We start from the raw sequence: 21,258 nt of genomic DNA on the forward strand, positions 1-21,258 counted from the left end.
GGACCTCAGATCCTTTCATGCATATCGAGAACGCGAACGAGCTCATCGGTCGCGCGGTCGAGATCGTCATTCACCACGACGTCGTCGTAGCGGTCGGCAAGGGCAAGCTCATCGGCGGCGTTTGCCATACGCAGCTCAATCGTCTCGGGCGTCTCGGTACCGCGACCGACTAGACGCTCGCGGAGCACCTCAAGCGAAGGCGGCTTGATAAAGATCAGCACGGCCTCGGGGAAACGCTCCTTCACCTGCAGGGCGCCCTGGACATCGATCTCCAAAATCAGAGACGAGCCCGAGGCGAGCTTGGATGTGACCTCGCTCACCAACGTGCCGTAGCAGTTACCGTGGACCTCGGCCCACTCAACAAACTCACCGTTTGCCACGCGGCGGTCGAACTCCTCGCGCGTCAGAAAAAAGTAGTTGACGCCGTCGACCTCACCTTTGCGTGGTGCTCGCGTGGTAGCCGAAACCGTCAGACCCAGGTTCGAGCGGCGCTCGCGCACACGAGTGACGAGCGTACCCTTGCCTGCGCCTGACGGTCCAGAAATCACAAAGAGCTTGGAATCCTGAGCGCTCACTTATTTGGTCAGCTGCTCGAGGAGCTGCTCGCGCTGACGGACACCGAGGCCCTGGACGCGACGAGTAGCGGAGATACCGAGCTCCTCCATGATCTTGGCGGCCTTGGCCTTGCCATAACCGGGGAGAGACTCGATGAGGGTGGAAACCTTCATGCGGGAAGCGATGGGGTCATCGGAGTTGAGCACGGACTCGAGGGACTTCTCGCCCTTCTTGATCTGCTCGCGTAGCTCAGCGCGGGCGTGACGTGCGGCAGCAGCCTTCTCAAGAGCCTGCTTGCGCTGCTCGTCGGTAAGCTGAGGGAGTGCCATTCGTACCTCCAAATAGTTGGGTTATATCTGATTCAATAATTGGCATTTTAGCACGTAGAACGTACAAAATGCCTAATCGCGGCTCCATAGGTTAGACGATACCCGCAAAAAGTGCAATATACTGCGCCCAAAGTTAAGCCCCTGACCTGCGATTCCACACAAAGGATGGGAAAGTTTACGCAGGCACAGGGGCTATTTTGTGCTAATGAGACCCAAAAGTGGTGACTTAGGGGAATCTTTTACGCGACGTTTTCGACCAGCTCGGCGACGATGGCGTCAAAGGCGGCAACCGGATCGTCGGCACCGGTGATGGGACGGCCCACCACAATGTGGCTTGCGCCACGCTCGATAGCCTGGGAAGGCGTCGCCACGCGGGACTGGTCACCAAGGGCGGCACCCACCGGACGCACACCCGGAGTCACGATCAGGGCATCAGGACCCAGCAGCTCACGCATGTCGTGAGCCTCCATCGGCGAGCACACGATGCCATCGATGCCGTTGGCCTGAGCAAGCTTTGCCAAGCGGGCGGCCTCCTCGGCCACGGGAGACTCGACGCCGATCTCGCTCAAGGCATCCTGATTCATGCTCGTGAGCACGGTGATGGCGACGAGCTTGGCGCGGTCCTCACGCGCCTCCTCGGCACCCTCGCGGCAGGCAGCGAGCATAGCACCCGAGCCCAGGCCATGGACCGAAAGCAGGTCGGCACCGGCAAGCGAGGCCGAGCGGGCAGCGCCGCGCACCTGATGCGGAATGTCATGGAACTTAAGGTCGAGGAAGACCTTAAAGCCAAGGTCCTTAAAGGTCTTGACGATCTGGGGACCCTCAGCGTAATAGAGCGTCATGCCGACCTTGAGCCAGGCGGCATGGCCCGAAAGCTCGTGGGCGAGCTCGAGCGCGCGCTCACGGTCGCAGTCGAGGGCGACGATAACACGGTCGCGGGCATCATTCTCTAGCATTCGAAAGCACCCACCAGCTCGTTGATGTCCTTTACGCCCTGGGACTCGGCCCAGGCCTCGAGCTCATGCGCGATCTTAAGCGAAGCACACGGATCGACGAAGTTGGCCATGCCGACCGACACGCAGGTGGCGCCGGCCAGGATAAACTCAGCCGCATCCTCGCCAGTCATGACACCGCCGACACCGTTGATGGGGATATCGACGGCCTGGGCAACCTCCCAGACCATGCGCACGGCGATGTGGTGGCAAAGCGGGCCAGAAAGGCCGCCCTTGGGCTTGGCCACGCGGGACTTGCGGGTATGGACGTCGATGGCCATGCCCTGGATGGAGTTGATGACCGAAAGGCCGTCGGCGCCGGCAGCCTCGAGGGCCTTGGCAATCTCGGCGACGTTGACCGGCGCCATCTTCACGAACAGCGGCTTATCGGTCACCTTGCGGCAAGCAGCCATAACGGAAGAGGCGCCCTCGGGCGTGGAGCCCATGGCGGCACCGCCGGCGGCGATGTTGGGGCAGCTCACGTTGATCTCGTAGCCGGCAGCCCAGGGGCATAGCTCGACATACATCTCGAGCGCGCGCACAAACTCATCAACGGAGTGCCCGGCAACCTGGCAAATGACCTGGCAACCGTCCTTGGACAGCTGCTCGAGCCACTGGCCGGACTCACGGGCAAAGGCGGCGACACCGGGGTTCTGCAGGCCCACGGAGTTGATCATACCGCCAGGAATCTCGGCCATGCGGGGCGCAGGGTTGCCCGGCCAAGGCTCGGCGGCACAGCCCTTGGTGGTAATGGCGCCCAGCTGGGAAACATCAAAGAAGTTCTGGAACTGCCAACCGTAGCCAAAGGTACCGGCTGCGGTGTTAATGGGGTTCTGCATCTTGACGCCGCCGAAATCGACGGCCATGTTCACGGTACCCACTAGAAGACCACCACCTTGGAAGCATCGAACACGGGGCCGCACATACAAGCACCCTTCATACCGTCGACCGTCTCGACATTGCAGGTGTTGCAGGCGCCAAAGCCACAGCTCATCATACGCTCGAGCGACACCTCGCAGTACACACCGGCCTCGGCGGCAGCGGCGGCGACCTTCTTCATCATGACGGCGGGGCCGCAGCTGGCGACGTAGTCGTAGCCGCCCTCTCCAAGCAGCTCGGCTGCCGGATCGGTGCAAAAACCGTGCGTGCCGAGCGAACCGTCGTCGGTGCACACGTTAACCGTGGCGCCCAGCGCACGGAACTCATCGACACCCACGACTTTGGAAGCGGTGCCAAAGCCCAGGCACACGTCCACATCAACACCCTGCTCGGCAAGCATGCCGGCAAGACACAGCACAGGCGGAACGCCGATGCCACCGGCGACGAGCAGTGCCTTCCTGGTGCCCTCGGGTACCATCCAGCCACGGCCACCGGGGCCCAACAGGTTAGAGGTGGAGCCAGGGCCCATCTGGGACAAACGGCGGGTATCGTCGCCCACGACGGCGTACCACAGCTCGACGGTGCCGGCCTCGGCGTCGGCGCGGTAGAAACTCAAGGGCACACGAAGCAGAGAAGACGCATCGCCGGGGACGGCGATGTTCACAAACTGACCGGGCTTGAGCGCACTTGCAAGCTTGGGGGCCGAGATGACGAGCGAGAAGATGCCGTCGGCGATCTCCCGGTTCGAGACGACCTCGAAGTCGTGCATGCGTGCAGTGGAAGGTGTGGGCATAGACGCTCCAATCCCCCATGCGGTTGCATGGTCTAAACGAACAGAAAGCGCGGCACCGCAAGGGCGCCGCGCACAAAAGCGATAAGGCTATGCTAGCAGATGCAGCCGTCGGCGAGCGTCTGCTTGCCACCGACAAATACATCGGTGGCACGACCGGTGAGCGTGCGGCCGGCAAAACCGGAGTTCTCGGCGCGCGACTCGTAACCGTCCTCGCCAACCGTCCAGGTTGCGGAGGGGTCGAACACGGTCAGGTCGGCGACAGAGCCCGCCTTGACCTGAACCTGATCGAGGCCCAGAATCTCACGCGGCTTGATGGCCATGAGCTCGACCATGCGGCTCACGCTCATCTTGCCCGTGTTGACCAGCTCAGTGAGCACGAGCGACAGCGAAGTCTCGAGGCCAATCATTCCAAAGGGCGCGAGCTCGAACTCGCGGGCCTTCTCCCACGGGGTGTGGGGAGCGTGGTCGGTAACGATAGCGTCGACGGTACCGTCGATGACACCCTGACGGATGGCCTCGGCATCCTCGTCGGTGCGCAGCGGCGGATTGACCTTGAGCGAGGTGTTGTAGGTCTCGTCCAGGTCGTTCTCGGTCAGGAACATGTGGTGCGGGGTGGCCTCGCAGGTCACCTGGACACCGGCAGCCTTACCGGCACGCACGAGCTCCAGGCCATGAGCGGTGGAGATGTGCTGGATGTGCAGCTTGGCACCGGTCAGCTTGGCAATCTCGATGTCGCGGGCGATCTGGAGCTCCTCGCCGGCAGCCGGCCAGCCCTCGAGGGCCAGACGGGTCGAGACCTTGCCCTCGTTGATCTGGCCGTGACCGACCAGGTCCTCGTCCTGGCAGTGGCTCATAAAGACCTTGCCGAACATCTTGCCGTAGTCCATGCAGCGACGGAGCATGCCTGCGCCCTGCACGCCGCGGCCGTCGTCGGTGAAGGCGACGGCGCCGTGGGCGACCATATCGCCCATCTCGGACATGGCCTCGCCCTTAAGACCGCGGGTCATGGCGCCCGACGGATAGACGCGGCAGTGACCGACCTCGGCAGCGCGGGACTTGACGAACTCCACGACAGTGCCGTTATCGGTGACGGGATCGGTGTTGGGCATGGCGCACACGCCGGTAAAGCCGCCCTTGGCAGCTGCGCGGGTGCCGCTCTCGATGTCCTCTTTGACCTCGTAGCCGGGCTCGCGAAGGTGAACGTGCATATCCACCAGGCCGGGGACGAGGTACTTGCCGGAAAGGTCGCGGACCTCGGCTCCCTCGACGGCGAGATTCTCGCCGACCTCAGCGATCTTGTCGCCGTCAATCAGGACGTCAACGACACCGTCAAGCTCGACGGACGGGTCGACGACGTGGGCATTCTTAAGAAGCAAGGCCATTATCGGCACCTCCAAGCAGCAGATACAGGATAGCCATACGCACGCAGATACCGGCGTAGACCTGCTCCAGGATGACGGAGCGTTGCGGGTGGTCGGCCATATAGGAATCGAACTCGACGCCGCGGTTGATGGGGCCCGGGTGGCAGATGATCGCGTCGGGCTTCATGAGCTTCTCGCGGTCCTTGGTCAGGCCGAAGAGCTTGTGGTACTCGCGAATGGTCGGGAACGGGGCACCCTCGAGGCGCTCCTGTTGCACGCGCAGCATGTAGACGACGTCCAGCTCGGGCAGGACGGAATCGAGGTCGCTCGTCACGTGGTCGCAGCCCAGAACCTCGGGCGCCGGCGGCAGCAGCGTGCCGGGGGCGACGGCGTAGGTCTCGCAGCCCATGATCTTAAGGGCGGGGATCAGCGAGCCGCAGACGCGGGAGTGGGCGATATCGCCGACGACGGCGACCTTCAGACCGTGGAAGTCACCCTTGTGCTCCCAGATGGTGTACAGGTCGAGCAGGGCCTGCGTGGGATGGTTGTGCTTGCCGTCACCGGCGCAGATGACGCTTGCGGGCGAGTTCTGCGTGACGATGTAGGGAGCGCCGGCGTGCTTATCGCGCACGACAATGCAGTCGATCTTATAGGCGTTGAGGGTCTCGACGGTGTCGACGAGGCTCTCGCCCTTGACCGTGGAGGTCGAGGAGCCGCCAAAGTTAAGGCTGTCGGCCGAAAGACGCTTCTCGGCGAGCTCGAAGGAGCTGCGGGTGCGCGTCGAGGGCTCGTTGAACATGTTGACGATGGTCTTGCCCTTGAGCGTGGGGACCTTCTTGATCGCACGCTCGTTGACCTCGGAGAACGCCTTGGCGGTCTCGAGGATGAGCTTGATGTCCTCTTCGGAGTACTCGGTAATGTCGATCAGGTGCTTATGGTTGAACGCCACGGTACTACTCACCTCCCAGCGGCGCGGAGCCCACGTGGGAACCCGGCGCGACGTCGTTAATCTCGACGGCGGTGTGGCCGTCGACTTCCTTCATATATAGGTGCACGTTCTCCTCATGCGACGAGGGAACGTTCTTGCCGACAAAGTCCGGCGAGATGGGGAGCTCGCGGTGGCCGCGGTCAACGAGGACTGCCAGCTCAACACGGCTCGGACGGCCCAGGTCCATAACGGCGTCCAGAGCGGCGCGGATGGTACGGCCCGTATACAGGATGTCGTCCACCAGCACGACGCGCTTGCCGTCGACGCTGAAGGGAATGTTGGTAGCGTGGATCGCGGGAGCGAAATTGGTCGCATAGTCATCGCGGTAGAAGCTGATGTCCAGGCTGCCGAGCGGAACGTCGACGCCCTCGATCTCCTTGATCTCCTCGGCGAGCTTCTTTGCCAGAAGGTCGCCGCGCGTGACGATGCCGACCAGAGCGAGGTCTTCACAGCCCTCGTTGCGCTCGAGAATCTCGTGCGCGATGCGGGTCATCGCTCGATTGACGGCGGTCTCGTCCATGATGACCGCCTTGGGGGAAGTCGTGCCCATCGATCTCCTTCCTCACATGTCTTGACTGCTGACACAGTCAAAAAAATAGATGCCCGACCGCTCAAAGCGGACCAGACACCCACAGGAAGGGCTGCTCTTTGGCAGCTATGTAATTCCATGTGGGTATCTCGTACCCCTTTAATGGTCAAGGGATAGTGTAGCCAACCTTGAGCTTAATTGCGAGCATAAATACAGAGCAATCCGTAAACGGAGCCCTACGCTCAATAAACCTATATATATTTGTGGGACGAGCTTGAAAACCTTGTTGCGAGCTGGCATAATCCCCCCTGCTGCACGCAAATCGGATCTACGTCCAGGGCCGTGGCGTGGGCACTATCGCCAAAAGAGAAATATCTCTGTGTAGATTGCGCACAGGGAGTGACTTCTGTGCTATAGTTCAGGCTTGTTTGTTAACGCGACATGTTCGTTTGTCGCCCAAGGAGGGTCAGTTATGTCCAAAGTTTGCGAAGTTTGCGGTAAGCACCCCGTTGCCGGTCGCTCCATCAGCCACTCTCACCGCGTCACCAACCGTAAGTTCCGCCCCAACATCCAGCGCGTTTACGTCGTCGTCGATGGTCACCGTCGCAAGATGAACGTTTGCTCCACCTGCCTCAAGTCCGGCAAGGTTGCGCGCTCCTAAATAAGGTCTTACCAACAAGTACCTCGGACTCTCCGGGTCAAAGACCTCGCGTTCATATAGAACTTACCAAAGGCGTCCTCCCCCACGGAGGGCGCCTTTTTGCACTCATTGGGGACGGATTTAAATGAGTGTTTGCGAATGTCAAAGGGATCCTAGCCCAGCTGATATGCCTTGTAGCTTGACCTGCGCCCAATAATTGAGGCGATGCGGCAGGCGGATCGTTTTGTTAAAACGCTTCAGTATATTGAAGCGTTTTAGTGTGCCTTTTACAGGAATCTGACCGTTCGCCGAATAATTTCTTGCTATCATGCAAGACGTAGGGTAAATCTCCGATCGCAAGGAGACACAAATGGTGAAAAAGTCACCGGAAAACACTACTCCCGCAATTGTGGACAACGTAGAGGCGCTTGAGGCTAAGCTCGCTCAGATGCGAGAGGCCCAGGCGCTTTTTGCTACGTACACGCAGGAGCAGGTCGACAAGATCTTCTATGAGGCCGCCATGGCCGCCAACAAGGCTCGTATCCCGTTGGCGAAGATGGCCATCGAGGAGACCGGCCGCGGCGTTCTTGAGGACAAGGTCATCAAGAACCACTACGCCGCAGAGTACATCTACAACGCTTACAAGAACACCAAGACCTGTGGTGTCCTGGAGCGCGACGAGGCTTACGGCATCACCAAGATCGCCGAGCCCATCGGCATCGTGGGCGCCGTCATCCCGACGACCAACCCCACCTCCACCGCGATCTTCAAGACGCTGATCAGCCTGAAGACCCGCAACGCCATCATCATCTCCCCGCACCCGGCTGCCGCCAAGTGCACCATCGCCGCCGCCAAGCTCGTGCTTGACGCCGCCGTCAAGGCCGGCGCCCCCGAGGGCATCATCGGCTGGGTCGATGTCCCCTCCATCGAGCTGACCAACATGGTCATGCGCGACGTCGACATCATCCTCGCCACCGGTGGCCCGGGCATGGTCAAGGCCGCCTACTCCTCGGGCAAGCCCGCCCTGGGCGTTGGCGCCGGTAACACCCCGGTCGTCATCGACGACACCGCTGACGTGCTGCTCGCCGTCAACTCCATCATCCACTCCAAGACCTTCGACAACGGCATGATCTGCGCTTCCGAGCAGTCCGTGACCGTCATCGACACCATCTATGACCAGGTTAAGGCCGAGTTCCAGAAGCGCGGCTGCTACTTCGTCAAGCAGGGTGCCGAGATGGAGGCCCTGCGTGCCGCCATGTTCAAGAACGGTGCCCTCGATCACCGCATCCCCGGCATGGCTGCCGCCAAGATCGCCGAGCTCGCCGGCATCGAGGTTCCTGCCAAGACCAAGATCCTGATCGCCGAGGTCACCTCCACCGACCCCGCCAAGGAGGAGTTCTCCCACGAGAAGCTCTCCCCGGTCCTGGCCATGTATCACGCCAAGGACTTCCAGGAGGCCGTCGACAAGGCCGAGCACCTGGTGCTCGCCGGTGGCCCGGGCCACACCGCCTCTCTGTACGTGCACCCTGCCCAGGCCGAGAAGATCAGCCTGTTCGAGCACGTCATGAAGGCCTGCCGTATCGTCATCAACACCCCGTCCTCGCACGGCGGCATCGGTGACCTGTACAACTTTGGCATGAAGCCGTCTCTGACCCTGGGCTGCGGCTCCTGGGGCGGCAACTCCGTCTCCGAGAACGTTGGGGTGAAGCACTTGATCAACGTTAAGACTGTGGCCGAGCGCCGTGAGAACATGCTGTGGTTCCGCGCTCCCGAGAAGGTCTACTTCAAGAAGGGTTCCACGCCCGTCGCCCTCGACGAGCTTGGCAACGTCATGGGCAAGAAGCGCGCCTTCATCGTCACCGACCAGTTCCTCTTCAAGAATGGCAACACCCGCGCCATCGAGGCCAAGCTCGACGAGATGGGCATCGCCCACGACTGCTTCTACGACGTCGAGCCCGATCCGTCGCTGCAGTGCGCACGTCGCGGCGCCAAGCAGATGGCTCTCTTTGAGCCGGACGTCATCATCGCCGTCGGCGGTGGCTCCGCTATGGACGCCGGCAAGATCATGTGGATGATGTACGAGCACCCCGAGTGCAAGTTTGAGGACATGGCCATGGACTTCATGGACATCCGCAAGCGTATCTTCACCTTCCCCGAGATGGGCAAGAAGGCCTACTTCGTCGCCGTCCCGACCTCTTCGGGCACCGGTTCCGAGTGCACGCCGTTCGCCATCATCACCGACAAGGAGACCGGCATCAAGTGGCCGCTCGCCGACTACGCGCTGCTCCCCAACATGGCTATCGTCGACGCCGACAACTGCATGACCGCCCCGCGCGGCCTGACCGCTGCCTCCGGCATCGACGTCATGACCCACGCCATCGAGTCCTACGTCTCCATCATGGCTTCCGACTACACCAAGGGCCTCTCCGAGCGCGCTGCTAAGCTCGTCTTCGAGAACCTGCCCTCCAGCTTCACGAACGGCGCCAAGGACCCGCATGCCCGCGAGGAGATGCACAACGCCTCCTGCATGGCCGGTATGGCCTTCGCCAACGCCTTCCTGGGCCTCAACCACTCCATGGCCCACAAGCTCGGCGCTTTCCATCACCTGCCTCACGGCCTCGCAAACGCCGTCATCCTGACCCGCGTCATGCGCTACAACGCCGCCGAGGCTCCCGTCAAGATGGGTACCTTCTCCCAGTATCCTTACCCCAACGCGCTGCACAACTACGCCGAGATGGCCAAGTACTGCGGCATCGAGGGCAAGGACGACAAGGAGGTCTTCGAGAACTTCATCACGAAGCTCGAGGAGCTCAAGGACTTCATCGGCGTCAAGAAGACCATCGCCGACTACGGTGTTGACGAGCAGTACTTCCTCGACACCCTCGACGAGATGACCGAGCAGGCATTCAACGACCAGTGCACCGGCGCTAACCCGCGCTACCCGCTCATGAGCGAGATCAAGGAGCTCTACCTGGACGCCTACTACGGCCGCGAGCCCCAGGACTACGCCGTCTGCTAGTTTTAGCACGGTTTTTAACGGCGGGGGTGCACGGGTGTTTCACATACCCCCGCCGTCGCTTCTATCGCATCGTTGAAAGGATGCAACCATGCTGCTACCCGATTCCAAGACCGAGCTCGTCCGCCGTGGCAACAAGGTCGTTTACGACCTGGGCGACAAGATCGTCAAGGTCTTTAACGAGACCAAGCCTGTCTCCGACGTGTTCAACGAGGCTTTGAATCTTGCCCGCATCAATGAGTGCGGCATCCGCAGCCCCAAGGCGCTCGAGGTTTCCCAGCTCGAGAACGCCAACGGCTGGGCGCTCGTGACCGAGAAGGTTCCGGGCACCACCCTTGCCGAGAAGATGACTGCCGAGCCCCAGCGCTTTGGTGAGTACCTCGAGATGTTCGTCGACCTCCAGATCGAGATCCACGGCTACACCTCCCCGCTGCTCAACCGTCAGCGCGACAAGTTCGCCCGCATGATCGACAGCCTTGATCAGCTCAATGCCACCACGCGCTACAACCTTCAGGAGCGTCTGGACGGCATGACTAAGGAGTTCAAGGTCTGCCACGGCGACTTCAACCCCTCCAACGTCATCGTCGGCGACGACGGCCAGCTCTATGTGTGCGACTGGGCACACGCTACCCAGGGCTCCCCTGCTGCCGACGTTGCCACCACCTACCTGCTCTTTGCCCTCAACAGCAAGGACCAGGCCGAGGCCTACCTGGAGCTCTACTGCGACCGCGCCGACATGCCCATGCAGGTCGTGCGTCAGTGGACGAGCATCGTCGCCGCTTCCGAGCTCGCTCGTAAGCGCAACGTGAACGATGAGTTCCTTAAGAACTGGATCGACGTCGTCGATTATCAGTAATATCTGAGCGATTTATTTCGCATCGGAGGCACAAGAAGACCCCGCAGCTCATATGGGCTGTGGGGTTTTCCTTTTAGCGATTGAGCACGCAGGCAAGGTAAAATGACGGCCCCGCATCTCCCCTATCTGGAGAAATGCGGGGCCGTCCCGTATATCGAACTACAAGCGAAATCGTCGATTAACGGCGAGCCGCCTTAACAAGCTCGGCAACCTTGGCGACGACCTCGTCGATCGCCACGTCCTCGCGCTCGCCCGTGGAACGGTCCTTGAGCTCAACGGTGCCATTCTTAAGGCCGCGCTTGCCCAAAACCACCTGATACGGGAAGCCCATGAGGTCGTTATCGGCAAACTTAAAGCCCGGACGCTCATCGCGATCGTCGACGACGACCTCGATACCCTCGGCACACAGGCCATCAACGATCTGCTCGCAGACGGTAGCGCACTCTTCCTTCTTGGGATCGAGCGGAATCACCGCGACCTCGTACGGGGCAACGGAGACCGGCCAGACGATGCCGTGCTCGTCGTTGTGCTGCTCCACGACGGCAGCAAGCGAGCGGGACACACCAACGCCGTAGCAACCCATGATAAGCGGCTTCTCCTTGCCGTCCTCATCCATAAAGGTGGCACCCATGGCCTCGGAATACTTGGTGCCCAGCTGGAAGACCTGGGAGACCTCGATACCGCGAGCAGCGGAGAGGGGCTTGCCGCAGTGTGGGCAAGGATCGCCGGCCACGACGGTGACCAGGTCGGCCCACTCGTCGACGGTAAAGTCACGCTCGGGGCAGGCACCGGTAAAGTGATAGTCGACCTCGTTGGCGCCGCAGGCCCACTGCTTGGACTCACGCAGGCTCTCGTCGCACACCAGGCGGATGCCCTCGGGCAAGTTAACCGGTCCGATAAAGCCCTTATGCAGACCGTAGGTCTGGAGCTCCTCGTCGGTCATCATGCGATAGCCCTTGCCAAAGACATGCTCGGCCTTGCAATCGTTGAGCTCGTGGTCGCCCGGGACAATGGCCACGACCGGCTTGCCCTCGGCGTCGATGAGCGCCAGCGACTTTCGCGTGCCGTTCTCGGGGAACCCAAAGAACTTAGCAACAGCCTCGATGGTGCCCATGCCCGGAGTCTCGACCTTGGTAAGCGTACCGTCGCCAGGACCCTCGGTCACGATGACCTTGGTGCTTGCAGCCTCATCGTCGGCGGCGAAGCCGCAATCATCGCAGTAGACGAGCGAAGCCTCGCCGGCGTCGGCCAAAGCCATGTACTCGACGGAGGTATCGCCACCGATCTCGCCGGAGTCGGCGACAACGGGCAGGGCCTTGATGTAGCAGCGCTCACAGATGTTGGCGTAGGCCTGCTTCATCTTGTCGTACTCCTCCTGCAGACTCTCCTGCGTGGCAGAGAAGCTGTAGGCGTCCTTCATGATGAACTCACGGCCGCGCATCAGGCCAAAGCGGGGACGGAACTCGTCGCGGAACTTATCCTGGATGTGGTACAGGTTGACGGGCAGCTGTTTGTAGGAGCGCAGCTCGTTGCGCACCAGGGCCGTGACGGTCTCCTCGTGCGTGGGGCCCAGGACGAACTCGCGACCATGACGGTCGTCAAAGCGCACAAGCTCCTTGCCATAGGCATCGATACGGCCGGACTCACGCCACAGCTCGGCATCGACCATGATAGGCATCATAAGCTCCTGGGCGCCGGCAGCATCCATCTCGTCGCGCACGATGTTCTCGATCTTGCGGATCGAGCGCCATGCGAGCGGCAGATAAGAATACAGACCGGCGGCCTCCTTGCGGATCATGCCGGCACGGAGCAGCAGGCGGTGGCTGGCGAGCTCAGCGTCCGCCGGATCCTCTTTAAGCGTCGGCGCATAGAGCTTAGACATATACATTGCTCGAGTCATTTATTTCTCCTCAATAAGTTTGTCGACCTCTGCCATAAGCGCGTCGACAATTTGGTCCTCAGCTACTTTACCAATGATCTGGCCATGCGAAAAGAGCAAGGCCTGACCACGTCCGCAAGCAACGCCCAGATCGGCATCAGAAGCCTCGCCGGGGCCATTAACGGCACATCCCATCACAGCGATCGAAAGCGACGCGGAGTAGTTCTTAAGCCGCTCGGTAACCTCCTCGGCAATGGGAATAAGGTTAACCTGGCAGCGGGCGCACGTGGGGCACGAGACAATCTCGGGGCCACGGCGACGCAGGCCCAACGACTGCAGAATACCCCAGACAACCGGCGGCTCCTCAACCGGATCAGCTGTGAGCGACACACGCATGGTGTCGCCAATGCCTTCGGAAAGCAAGATACCCAAGCCTACAGAGCTCTTGATGGTGCCCTGGAGCTTGGTACCGGCCTCCGTAACGCCCAGATGAAGCGGAACGTGTGGAATCTCACGCGACAGGGCTCGATAGGTATCGAGCGTCGTCTGTACGCTATGGGCCTTGGCGGAAAGCACAATGTTGGTAAACCCACGATCCTCAAAGTGCCGCACAAAGCGCTCGCTAGACATCACGAGCTTTTCGGGCTGCGTGAGGTCATCGCGCTCGGCGATATCCTGCTCAAGCGAGCCCGCGTTCACGCCAATGCGAATCGCGCACCCAGCGGCACCCGCAGCATCAATCACCGCGTCAACCTTGGCCCAATCGCCGATATTGCCGGGATTGATGCGAAGCTTGGCGGCACCAGCCTCGACGGCGCCGATGGCGAGTTTATGGTTAAAGTGAATATCGGCAACGATCGGCACCGGAGACTCGGCACAGATGGTGCGAAAACCCTCAAGCGCGGCCTCGGTGGGCACGCTCACGCGCACGATATCGCAGCCAGCCTGCGCCAACGCGCACACTTGCGCAAGCGTTGCCTGGGCATCAGCGGTATCGGTGCAGGTCATGGACTGAACCACGACCGGAGCGCCGCCACCGATCTGCACGCCGCCCACATGCACGGGGCACGTCAACTCGCGAGGCAAAGGATGGGATAAAGACAATCCAAACACTCCCCTACAGAATAAATCGAAGGATGTCGGAACGAAGCATATAGACAAACAGCAGCACAAAGAGCGCGATGCCCACATAGCTCACAATCGTCTGGACCTTGAGCGGAAGCTCGCGGCCAGCAATCTTTTGAATGATCTCGATGACCAGCTTGCCGCCATCGAGTGGTGGGATGGGCAGCAGGTTCATAAAGCCAAGCGAGAACGAAATGAGGGCGGCAAACGAAAGGAACGTGGCAGGGCCGGCAGCAGCAGCCTGTGAGGACATAACGCTAATGCCCACGATCGAAGAAGACTGATCGAGAATCTCCATCGTATGCTGCGGCTGGAGCAGGCGCATCACGCCCTCCGCTGTCTGCACGACATAGGAGAACGAAAGTCGAGCCGACGTGATGGGGTCTAAACGGACCACCTGCGTAGAGGCATACACACCTAGGCGCTCGTCCTCTTTGAGCGCAACCGCGGTCGAATGCTGCTTGCCGTCACGCTCGTACTCGATGGCGATATCGTCCTTACCGGCAGCCTTACCGATGGCATCGTAAACGTCCATCCAGGTAGAGCACGATACTCCGTCAACCGAAAGGATCGCGTCGCCGCCCTCGATACCCGCCTTGGCGGCAATAGACCCCTCGTCAACCTGACCGATCACGTTGGTATCCATCGGCACGGTGACACCCGCAATAGAGTAGATGCTCATAAGCAGCAAAAAGCCCGTCAGGATATTGACGAGAATGCCCGCGAGCAGCATAAAGGCGCGCTTGAGAAAGCCCTGGCCAAGATAGGTGTGCGAACGCTCTTGTGCAAGGAACTCGGCCTCGCCGCACGGCAGCTCCCACACATCGCCCTCGGTAGTCGCATGCTCTCGATCGAAACGGCGGCCGTCAAAGGTGGTGTAACCCGCCGCATCTCGTGGCAGCGTCTGATACTTGGTGGGATAGTAGCTCGGCGAGGGCTTCTCCCCTTCCTCATACCAAGGCGCGATAGAGCCCCAACCCAAGAGCAAGGCGCATGCCTCGAGCACATCCTCCTCGGAAAGCTCGAGCTCGACAGCAAGGTCGGCCACGGTCACGCGACCATGACGGTAGATAGCCGCGAGCACGCGATCGGCGCACGAGACATCGGTCGGATCCATACCGCAGATGGCAGCGTAGCCACCCAGCAGCAGCGGGGTCACGCCAAACTTGGTTCCAATGCGACGCGACGTGTAATGGATGTCAAAGCGGCACGGCAGGCCCAAAAAGAACTCGGTCACACGGACGCCGCAGGCACGCGCCGCCAAAAAGTGGCCGCCCTCGTGCAAAAACACGAGGACGGAAAGCATCAGCAGGCCCCAAAAGACCGATGAAAGAACGCTCAGAACAGTATCCATAAAACGAAAAAGCAATCCTTATGGGTTAGGAACGGGTTGCGGCGAGCGCCTGCGCAGCTTTTTCACGCGCCCACGCATCGATGTCGCGAAGCTGCTCAAACGAATCGACCGCCTGCATATCGTGGGCATCCATGCAGGATTCCACAATGCGATCGATATCGGTAAAGCTGCAGCCATCGTGCAGGAAGGCATCGACGGCGACCTCGTTGGCGGCATTGAGCACGCACGGCATGGTGCCACCCGTCTTGCCGGCACGCTCGGCCAGTGCCAGACAGCGGAAGGTATCCATGTCGGCAGCATCAAACGTGAGCTGTCCCAGCTCGCGGAAATCGATACGAGGCGCCGGGGTATCCCAACGCTCGGGATACGAGAACGCGAACTGGATGGGAATACGCATGTCGGAAGCACCGAGATGCGCCATCACGGAGCCGTCGGCAAACTCGACCATAGAGTGAATCTTGGACTGACGTTGCACGACCACGTTAATGAAATCGAGGTCGCAGTTAAACAGATGCATGGCCTCAATGCGCTCCAGACCCTTGTTCATGAGGGTGGCGGAGTCGATGGTGATCTTGGCACCCATGGCCCACGTGGGATGTGCGAGGGCATCGGCACGCGTCACGCGATTGAGCTCGTCGCGCGTGCGGCCAAAGAACGGACCGCCCGAGCAGGTGAGCCAAATACAATGAGCCTCGCGTGGGTTCTCCCCCAGATAGCACTGGTAGATGGCGGAGTGCTCAGAGTCAACTGGAATAAGCTGGCCCGGTTGCGCCAACGGCATAAGCAAGTCGCCACCGACGACGAGGGACTCCTTGTTGGCAAGGGCAAGACGCTTATTCGAGGTCAAGGCCGCATGGCTCGCTTCGAGCCCGGCAGCGCCCACAATGGCAACAAGCACACAGTCGACATCATCGCGACGTGCGAGCTCACAAACCGCCTGCGCACCAACACCGAGCTCCGTGCCCTCGGGCAGCTCCTGCAGCACGGCGTCCGCACCGTGGGCGGAGTCGGCCACGGCAACGGCCGGAACCGAGAACTCGCGGGCGGCGGCAACGAGCTCCGAGGTGCTGGAATTGACGGACAGCGCCGTTACCTGCAGTCGATCGGCATGCTGACGGCACACGTCGAGTGCCTGCGTGCCGATAGAGCCCGTACAACCCAGGATGGCAACACGAAGGCGTCCATCGGAGCCATACGTCGTCTGGAATGACATTACAGCACGCCCCCGATCATCAAAAGCAGCTGCGCGGTAATGCAGCCAAAGATAAGCGAGTCGCTACGGTCGAGCATGCCGCCATGGCCCGGGATAAGGTTGCCGGAATCCTTGACGCCCACGCCACGCTTGATGCGCGACTCAATGAGGTCGCCGATAACGCCCAGGATGGACACGACCAAGCCGCACAGCAGCGCATAGGGCAGGCTGAGTTTGTAGAAGTGCGTCGCCCACAGGATGAGCCAAATCAAAACCGAGCCCAGAATGCCGCCGACAAATCCCTCCCAGCTCTTTTTAGGAGAGATCTTGGGAACCATCTTGTGCTTGCCGATACGGCTGCCCACGATGTAGGCAAACGAATCGGAGACCCAAAGGGACGCGCAAACGCCCACCGAAAGCAAGGCGCCGGCAAAACCGGGCACGGCATCGCGCAGCAGCACGATAGCCGACAGCATAAAGCCAGTGTAGATGGGACCCATGAGCGTCACGGCCACATCAGAGATGCGGGTACGCGGCGACCAGACATACCAAATGCCCACAGCGAGCATCAGGGCAAAAAGCAGGGCATTCAGCAACATCGAATCGCCCAACGCCGACAGCGGAAAGAGTACGGCGGCAGCGATACCCATGCGCTCGTTAGCCATCTTGCCATCGAGCCTCGTCATACGGAAAAACTCATAGCAGCACAGACCGCTCATGACAGAAACAAAGATGGCCGTGGGCACGATACCCAAAACCAGGCACAGGATAAAGACAACGGCGTAAACGATACCGGCGGCGGCACGGGTGATAAAGCCCGCAAGCCACGAACCGGTGCCATTCTTCGCTGCGGGCGCTCCCGCAGCGACAGCCTTGCGCTCAGATGTCTTGGGAGCAGTTGCCTTGGGACGATCGGACACGATTAAGCCTCCTCGGTCTTGCTCAGACCACCAAACCTACGGTCACGGCCCTGATAGGCCAAAATGGCGTCGACAAGGCCCCAACGATCAAAGTCGGGCCAATAGGTATCGGTGACGTAGAATTCGGAATAAGCCACCTGCCACAGCAGATAGTTCGAAAGGCGCAGCTCACCAGAAGTGCGAATCACAAGCTCAGGATCGGGAAGGCCGGCGGTATAGAGGTGGGAAGCCACCATGTCGTCATCAATTGCGGCAGGATCGATCTTACCGGCGGCAGCGTCGAGTGCGATCTGACGGACAGCGCGGGTAATCTCGGCACGCGCGCCGTAGTTGACGGCAAGCGCCAGCGTCATGCCGGTGTGATCGGCGCACTCAGCAAGACCGCGTTCAAAAACGTCGCGGGTCTTCTTGGGCAGCGCGGAAATGTCACCCAAAAAGACAACGCGCACGTTTTCGCGCTTCAGAAGCGGCAGCTCGTCGATGAACGTCTTGGCAAACAGGTGCATCAGAACGTTGACTTCGTGCTGAGGGCGATTCCAGTTTTCGGTCGAAAACGCATAGGCAGAAAGCACGTCGACGCCCAGACGCACGCAGGCGGTAATAATCTCACGAAGGGAGACGATACCCGCCTTGTGGCCCTCAGTGCGCGCAAGACCGCGCGACGTGGCCCAGCGACCGTTGCCGTCCATGATGCACGAGATATGGTGCGGAATGTTATTGAGGTCAAGGTCGGAAAAACCGACGCCCGCAGGGGCGTCGGCAAAGTACTCGACCAGTTTATGCTCGTCGTATTGCACCTTAGATCTCCATGACCTCGGCTTCTTTTTCCTTCAGAAGCTCCTCGACCTTGGCGACATACTCATCGGTGTGCTTCTGGACCTTGGCCTGCTCGCGACGGACATCGTCCTCGGTGAGCTCCTCATCGCGCTCGAGCTTGTTGTTGAAGTCACGACGGATGTTACGGATAGACACCTTGGCCTGCTCGGCGTACTCGCGGCACTCCTTGACGAGCTCGCGACGGCGCTCCTCAGTGGGAGCCGGGAACGGAAGACGAACGACGGTGCCATCGGAGTTGGGGGTAATACCCAGATCGGAAGCGCCGATGGCCTTGACGATAGCATTGATGAGTGCCTTGTCCCACGGCTCGATGAGCAGCATGTGGGCCTCGGGGGTCTTGACGGCGGCAACCTGCGTGACCGGCGTGGGAACACCGTAATAATCGACGGTGATGTCGGACAGAATGTTGGCATTGGCGCGGCCGGTACGGACCTTGGAGAAGTTATGCTTGAGGGACTCGAGCGACTTGTCCATATGGGCGGTGATGTTATCTGCCATGCTTAATCCTCCTGATAGACGAGCGTGCCGACGGGCTCACCCGAAAGCGCGCGCTTGACGGTGTCCTCGCCATCGATGTTGAGGACCAAAATCGGCATACGGTTATCCTGGCACAGTGCCGTAGCCGTGGAATCCATAACCTGTAGACCGCGGACGAGAACCTCGTGATAGGTAATCTTGTCAAAACGGACGGCATCGGCGCACTTGACGGGATCCTTGTCGTAGATGCCGTCAACCTTGGTGGCTTTAATCAGAATCTCGGCGCCGATCTCGCACGCACGAAGAGCCGCGGCGGTGTCGGTCGTAAAGTACGGATTGCCCGAACCGGCGGCAAAAATAACGACGTTGCCCTTGGAAAGGTGGTTGATGGCGCGACGGCGAATATAGGGCTCGCAGATCTCGTTCATCTGGATAGCGCTCATCACGCGGCAGGGAACATCGTTATGCTCGAAGGCATCCTGCAGGGCGAGCGCGTTCATAACGGTTGCCAGCATGCCCATGTAGTCGGCCTGAGCACGCTCCATGCCACCGGCAGCGCCGGCCATGCCGCGGAAAATATTGCCGCCGCCGACAACGACGCCGACCTCATGGCCAACGGCGAGCAGCTCCTTGACCTGCTTGGCAAGATGGTCGGTAACCTTGGGGTCGATGCCATATTGGCCGTCGCCCATCAGCGCTTCGCCGGAAAGCTTAAGAAGCACGCGTTTATATCGGATGTCGGACAAAGCGATCCTCCTTTAGATTGAACTCTCAACATTCTATCAAAGGCTCTAAGAAGAGCCATGAAAAAGCAGGCTGTGAGTAAAACCCACAGCCTGCTCATTACCAGCTACAAGAGCTTATTTACTCGCCACGGACCAGACGGTCAAAGGCAACGACGGTAATGGTGTCGCCGAGCTCCTTGGAGACCTGCTCTGCGTACTTCTTGATGGTGAGGGAGCTGTCCTTGATGAACTCCTGCTCGGTGAGCACGGACTGCTTGTAGAACTTCTCCAGACGGCCGACAGCCATCTTCTCCTGAATGGCCTCGGGCTTGCCGGACTCGGCAGCCTGAGCCATGTAGATCTGCTTCTCGTGCTCGACGGTCTCGGCCGGAACCTGATCGCGGGTAGCGCAGATCGGGGCGACAGCGGCAACCTGAAGGGCAACGTCGTGAGCGAAGGTCTTGAAGGATTCAGCCTGAGCGGTCTCAGCCTTCTCGAAGGCGAACTCGACGAGGACGCCGATCTTACCACCCATGTGGATGTAAGAAGCGAGCGCGCCGTTCTCAGCCTTGCGGGCAGCGAAGCGGGAGATCTTCATGTTCTCGCCCATGATGTGAATCATCTCGGTGAGCTCGGAGGAAACGGTCTCCTCGCCCATCGGCTTCTCGAGCAGAGCGTCGACGTCAGCAGGCTCGGTGGTAGCGACAACCTCAGCGACCTTGGAAGCAAAGCCGGTGAACTTGGCGTTAGAGCCAACGAAGTCGGTCTCGCAGGAGAGCTCGAGCAGAGCGCCGGTCTTGCCATCCTCGGAGACGAACGCGGCGACAGCGCCCTCGTTGGTCTCACGGCCAGCCTTCTTGGCAGCCTTGGCAAGGCCGTTCTTACGCAGAACGTCGACAGCGGCGTCCATGTCGCCGTCAGCCTCGACGAGAGCCTTCTTGCACTCCATCATCGGGGAGTCGGTCATCTCGCGGAGCTGCTTGACCATAGCGGCGGTAATCTGGGCCATTGTGGTTCCTTTCAAAGAGATGAAAAAGAATTAACTAAGACTGATTTACTCGGCCTTGGGCTCAGCGGCCATCTCGGCCTCGGAGACCTGCTCCTTACCAGAGCCAGCGAGGCAGGCGTCAGCCATGAGCTCGCACATAAGGGTGACAGCGGAGATAGCGTCATCGTTGCAGGGGATGCCGTACTCGACCTCGTCGGGATCGGAGTTGGTGTCGATCAGGGCGACGACGGGGATGTTCAGGCGCTGAGCCTCCTTGATGGCGTTCTCCTCGCGCTTGGTGTCGATGACGAAGAGAGCCTGGGGCAGACCCTTCATGTCGCGGGCGCCACCGAGGTTGGTCTGGAGCTTGGTGAGCTCCTTGCCGAGAACAGCCTGCTCCTTCTTGGGCAGAACAGCCATGCGGCCGTCCTCGACCATGGCCTCGAGCTCCTCCATGCGGTTGATGCGGGAGCGGATGGTGACGAAGTTGGTCAGCATACCGCCGAGCCAACGCTGGTTGATGTAAGGCATGTTGGCGCGCTCAGCAGCGTTCTTGACGGCCTCCTGAGCCTGCTTCTTGGTGCCGACGAATAGCACGTTGCCACCCTTGGCGACGTTCTTGACGAAGGTGTAGGCCTGGTCGGCGTCGAGGATGGTCTGCTTGAGGTCGAGGATGTAGATGCCGTTGCGCTCACCGAAGATGAACGGCTTCATCTTGGGGTTCCAGCGACGGGTCTGGTGACCGAAGTGGCAGCCGGCCTCGAGCAGGGTGCGGATATTAATCTTGGTAGCCATGTTAAACCTCCTGTGGTTTGCCTCCGCG

Annotated in this window: 21 protein-coding genes; 3 read left to right on the forward strand and 18 right to left on the reverse strand. The window is 60.5% G+C overall.

The features are described 5' to 3' along the window. Nucleotides 1–5: 5 nt before the first annotated feature. The 8 genes from gmk to pyrR all read right to left on the reverse strand — a co-directional run bounded on the left by gmk (nt 6) and on the right by pyrR (nt 6,447). The gene (gene gmk, locus I2E13_RS02520) at nt 6–575 is read right to left on the reverse strand and encodes a guanylate kinase (protein WP_099431806.1); all 570 of its coding nucleotides are present in this window, start codon (nt 573–575) and stop codon (nt 6–8) included. Then, nucleotides 576–884 (reverse strand): integration host factor, actinobacterial type, encoded by a 309-nt coding sequence (mihF, locus tag I2E13_RS02525; RefSeq protein ID WP_006236130.1) that lies wholly within the window; start codon nt 882–884, stop codon nt 576–578. A gap of 239 nt (nt 885–1,123) precedes the next feature. Then, the gene (gene pyrF / locus I2E13_RS02530; RefSeq protein WP_117564271.1) at nt 1,124–1,840 is read right to left on the reverse strand and encodes an orotidine-5'-phosphate decarboxylase; all 717 of its coding nucleotides are present in this window, start codon (nt 1,838–1,840) and stop codon (nt 1,124–1,126) included. After that, nucleotides 1,834–2,742: a dihydroorotate dehydrogenase gene (locus I2E13_RS02535; RefSeq protein WP_195404123.1), complete on the reverse strand. Its 909-nt coding sequence runs from the start codon at nt 2,740–2,742 to the stop codon at nt 1,834–1,836. The genes pyrF and I2E13_RS02535 overlap by 7 nt, the downstream gene beginning before the upstream one ends. Before the next feature lie 14 nt (nt 2,743–2,756). Continuing rightward, entirely contained in the window at nt 2,757–3,524 is a 768-nt protein-coding gene (locus I2E13_RS02540) for a dihydroorotate dehydrogenase electron transfer subunit (protein WP_117564270.1), read from the reverse strand. Nucleotides 3,525–3,640: 116 nt separating this feature from the next. Next, on the reverse strand, nt 3,641–4,930 hold the full coding sequence (locus I2E13_RS02545; RefSeq protein WP_117637247.1) for a dihydroorotase: 1,290 nt from the start codon (nt 4,928–4,930) through the stop codon (nt 3,641–3,643). Beyond that, on the reverse strand, nt 4,914–5,858 hold the full coding sequence (locus tag I2E13_RS02550) for an aspartate carbamoyltransferase catalytic subunit (protein WP_035138537.1): 945 nt from the start codon (nt 5,856–5,858) through the stop codon (nt 4,914–4,916). Before I2E13_RS02550 ends, I2E13_RS02545 begins: the two co-directional genes overlap by 17 nt. 4 nt (nt 5,859–5,862) lie before the next feature. Next, nucleotides 5,863–6,447 carry a bifunctional pyr operon transcriptional regulator/uracil phosphoribosyltransferase PyrR gene (pyrR, locus tag I2E13_RS02555; protein WP_117800135.1) on the reverse strand — a complete coding sequence of 195 codons (585 nt, stop codon included), beginning with the start codon at nt 6,445–6,447 and terminating at the stop codon, nt 5,863–5,865. 451 nt (nt 6,448–6,898) lie between these two features. Between pyrR and rpmB the strand changes: the two genes are divergently transcribed. From rpmB to I2E13_RS02570, 3 genes are all read left to right on the forward strand, one after another. Then, nucleotides 6,899–7,087 (forward strand): 50S ribosomal protein L28, encoded by a 189-nt coding sequence (gene rpmB / locus I2E13_RS02560; RefSeq protein WP_022094725.1) that lies wholly within the window; start codon nt 6,899–6,901, stop codon nt 7,085–7,087. Between the two features lie 349 nt (nt 7,088–7,436). Then, nucleotides 7,437–10,085 carry a bifunctional acetaldehyde-CoA/alcohol dehydrogenase gene (gene adhE / locus I2E13_RS02565; RefSeq protein ID WP_117797767.1) on the forward strand — a complete coding sequence of 883 codons (2,649 nt, stop codon included), beginning with the start codon at nt 7,437–7,439 and terminating at the stop codon, nt 10,083–10,085. An 88-nt stretch (nt 10,086–10,173) separates the two neighbouring features. Then, a complete protein-coding gene (locus I2E13_RS02570) occupies nt 10,174–10,938 on the forward strand; it encodes an aminoglycoside phosphotransferase family protein (RefSeq protein WP_006236119.1) in 765 nt (254 codons plus the stop codon). 178 nt (nt 10,939–11,116) lie between these two features. On the opposite strand, the gene I2E13_RS02575 is transcribed toward I2E13_RS02570, so the two are convergent. From I2E13_RS02575 to rpsB, 10 genes are all read right to left on the reverse strand, one after another. Next, the gene (locus I2E13_RS02575) at nt 11,117–12,838 is read right to left on the reverse strand and encodes a proline--tRNA ligase (protein WP_229057793.1); all 1,722 of its coding nucleotides are present in this window, start codon (nt 12,836–12,838) and stop codon (nt 11,117–11,119) included. After that, a complete protein-coding gene (gene ispG / locus I2E13_RS02580; RefSeq protein ID WP_195404100.1) occupies nt 12,839–13,921 on the reverse strand; it encodes a flavodoxin-dependent (E)-4-hydroxy-3-methylbut-2-enyl-diphosphate synthase in 1,083 nt (360 codons plus the stop codon). Between the two features lie 13 nt (nt 13,922–13,934). Further along, a complete protein-coding gene (locus tag I2E13_RS02585) occupies nt 13,935–15,296 on the reverse strand; it encodes a M50 family metallopeptidase (protein WP_195404101.1) in 1,362 nt (453 codons plus the stop codon). Between the two features lie 25 nt (nt 15,297–15,321). Further along, nucleotides 15,322–16,509 carry a 1-deoxy-D-xylulose-5-phosphate reductoisomerase gene (gene dxr, locus I2E13_RS02590; RefSeq protein WP_195404102.1) on the reverse strand — a complete coding sequence of 396 codons (1,188 nt, stop codon included), beginning with the start codon at nt 16,507–16,509 and terminating at the stop codon, nt 15,322–15,324. Further along, nucleotides 16,509–17,408 (reverse strand): phosphatidate cytidylyltransferase, encoded by a 900-nt coding sequence (locus I2E13_RS02595; protein ID WP_253274573.1) that lies wholly within the window; start codon nt 17,406–17,408, stop codon nt 16,509–16,511. The genes dxr and I2E13_RS02595 overlap by 1 nt, the downstream gene beginning before the upstream one ends. A gap of 2 nt (nt 17,409–17,410) precedes the next feature. Continuing rightward, on the reverse strand, nt 17,411–18,205 hold the full coding sequence (locus tag I2E13_RS02600) for an isoprenyl transferase (protein ID WP_117735162.1): 795 nt from the start codon (nt 18,203–18,205) through the stop codon (nt 17,411–17,413). 1 nt (nt 18,206) lies between these two features. Continuing rightward, nucleotides 18,207–18,743 (reverse strand): ribosome recycling factor, encoded by a 537-nt coding sequence (gene frr / locus I2E13_RS02605; RefSeq protein ID WP_055250029.1) that lies wholly within the window; start codon nt 18,741–18,743, stop codon nt 18,207–18,209. 2 nt (nt 18,744–18,745) lie between these two features. Further along, nucleotides 18,746–19,468, reverse strand: a complete 723-nt coding sequence (gene pyrH, locus I2E13_RS02610; RefSeq protein ID WP_035138557.1) for a UMP kinase — start codon at nt 19,466–19,468, stop codon at nt 18,746–18,748. A 118-nt stretch (nt 19,469–19,586) separates the two neighbouring features. Further along, on the reverse strand, nt 19,587–20,456 hold the full coding sequence (tsf, locus tag I2E13_RS02615) for a translation elongation factor Ts (protein WP_022094736.1): 870 nt from the start codon (nt 20,454–20,456) through the stop codon (nt 19,587–19,589). A gap of 45 nt (nt 20,457–20,501) precedes the next feature. Beyond that, nucleotides 20,502–21,230, reverse strand: a complete 729-nt coding sequence (rpsB, locus tag I2E13_RS02620; RefSeq protein WP_006236109.1) for a 30S ribosomal protein S2 — start codon at nt 21,228–21,230, stop codon at nt 20,502–20,504. Nucleotides 21,231–21,258 lie beyond the last annotated feature (28 nt).

Source organism: Collinsella aerofaciens, from assembly GCF_015554145.1.
GTDB lineage: Bacteria > Actinomycetota > Coriobacteriia > Coriobacteriales > Coriobacteriaceae > Collinsella > Collinsella aerofaciens_AA.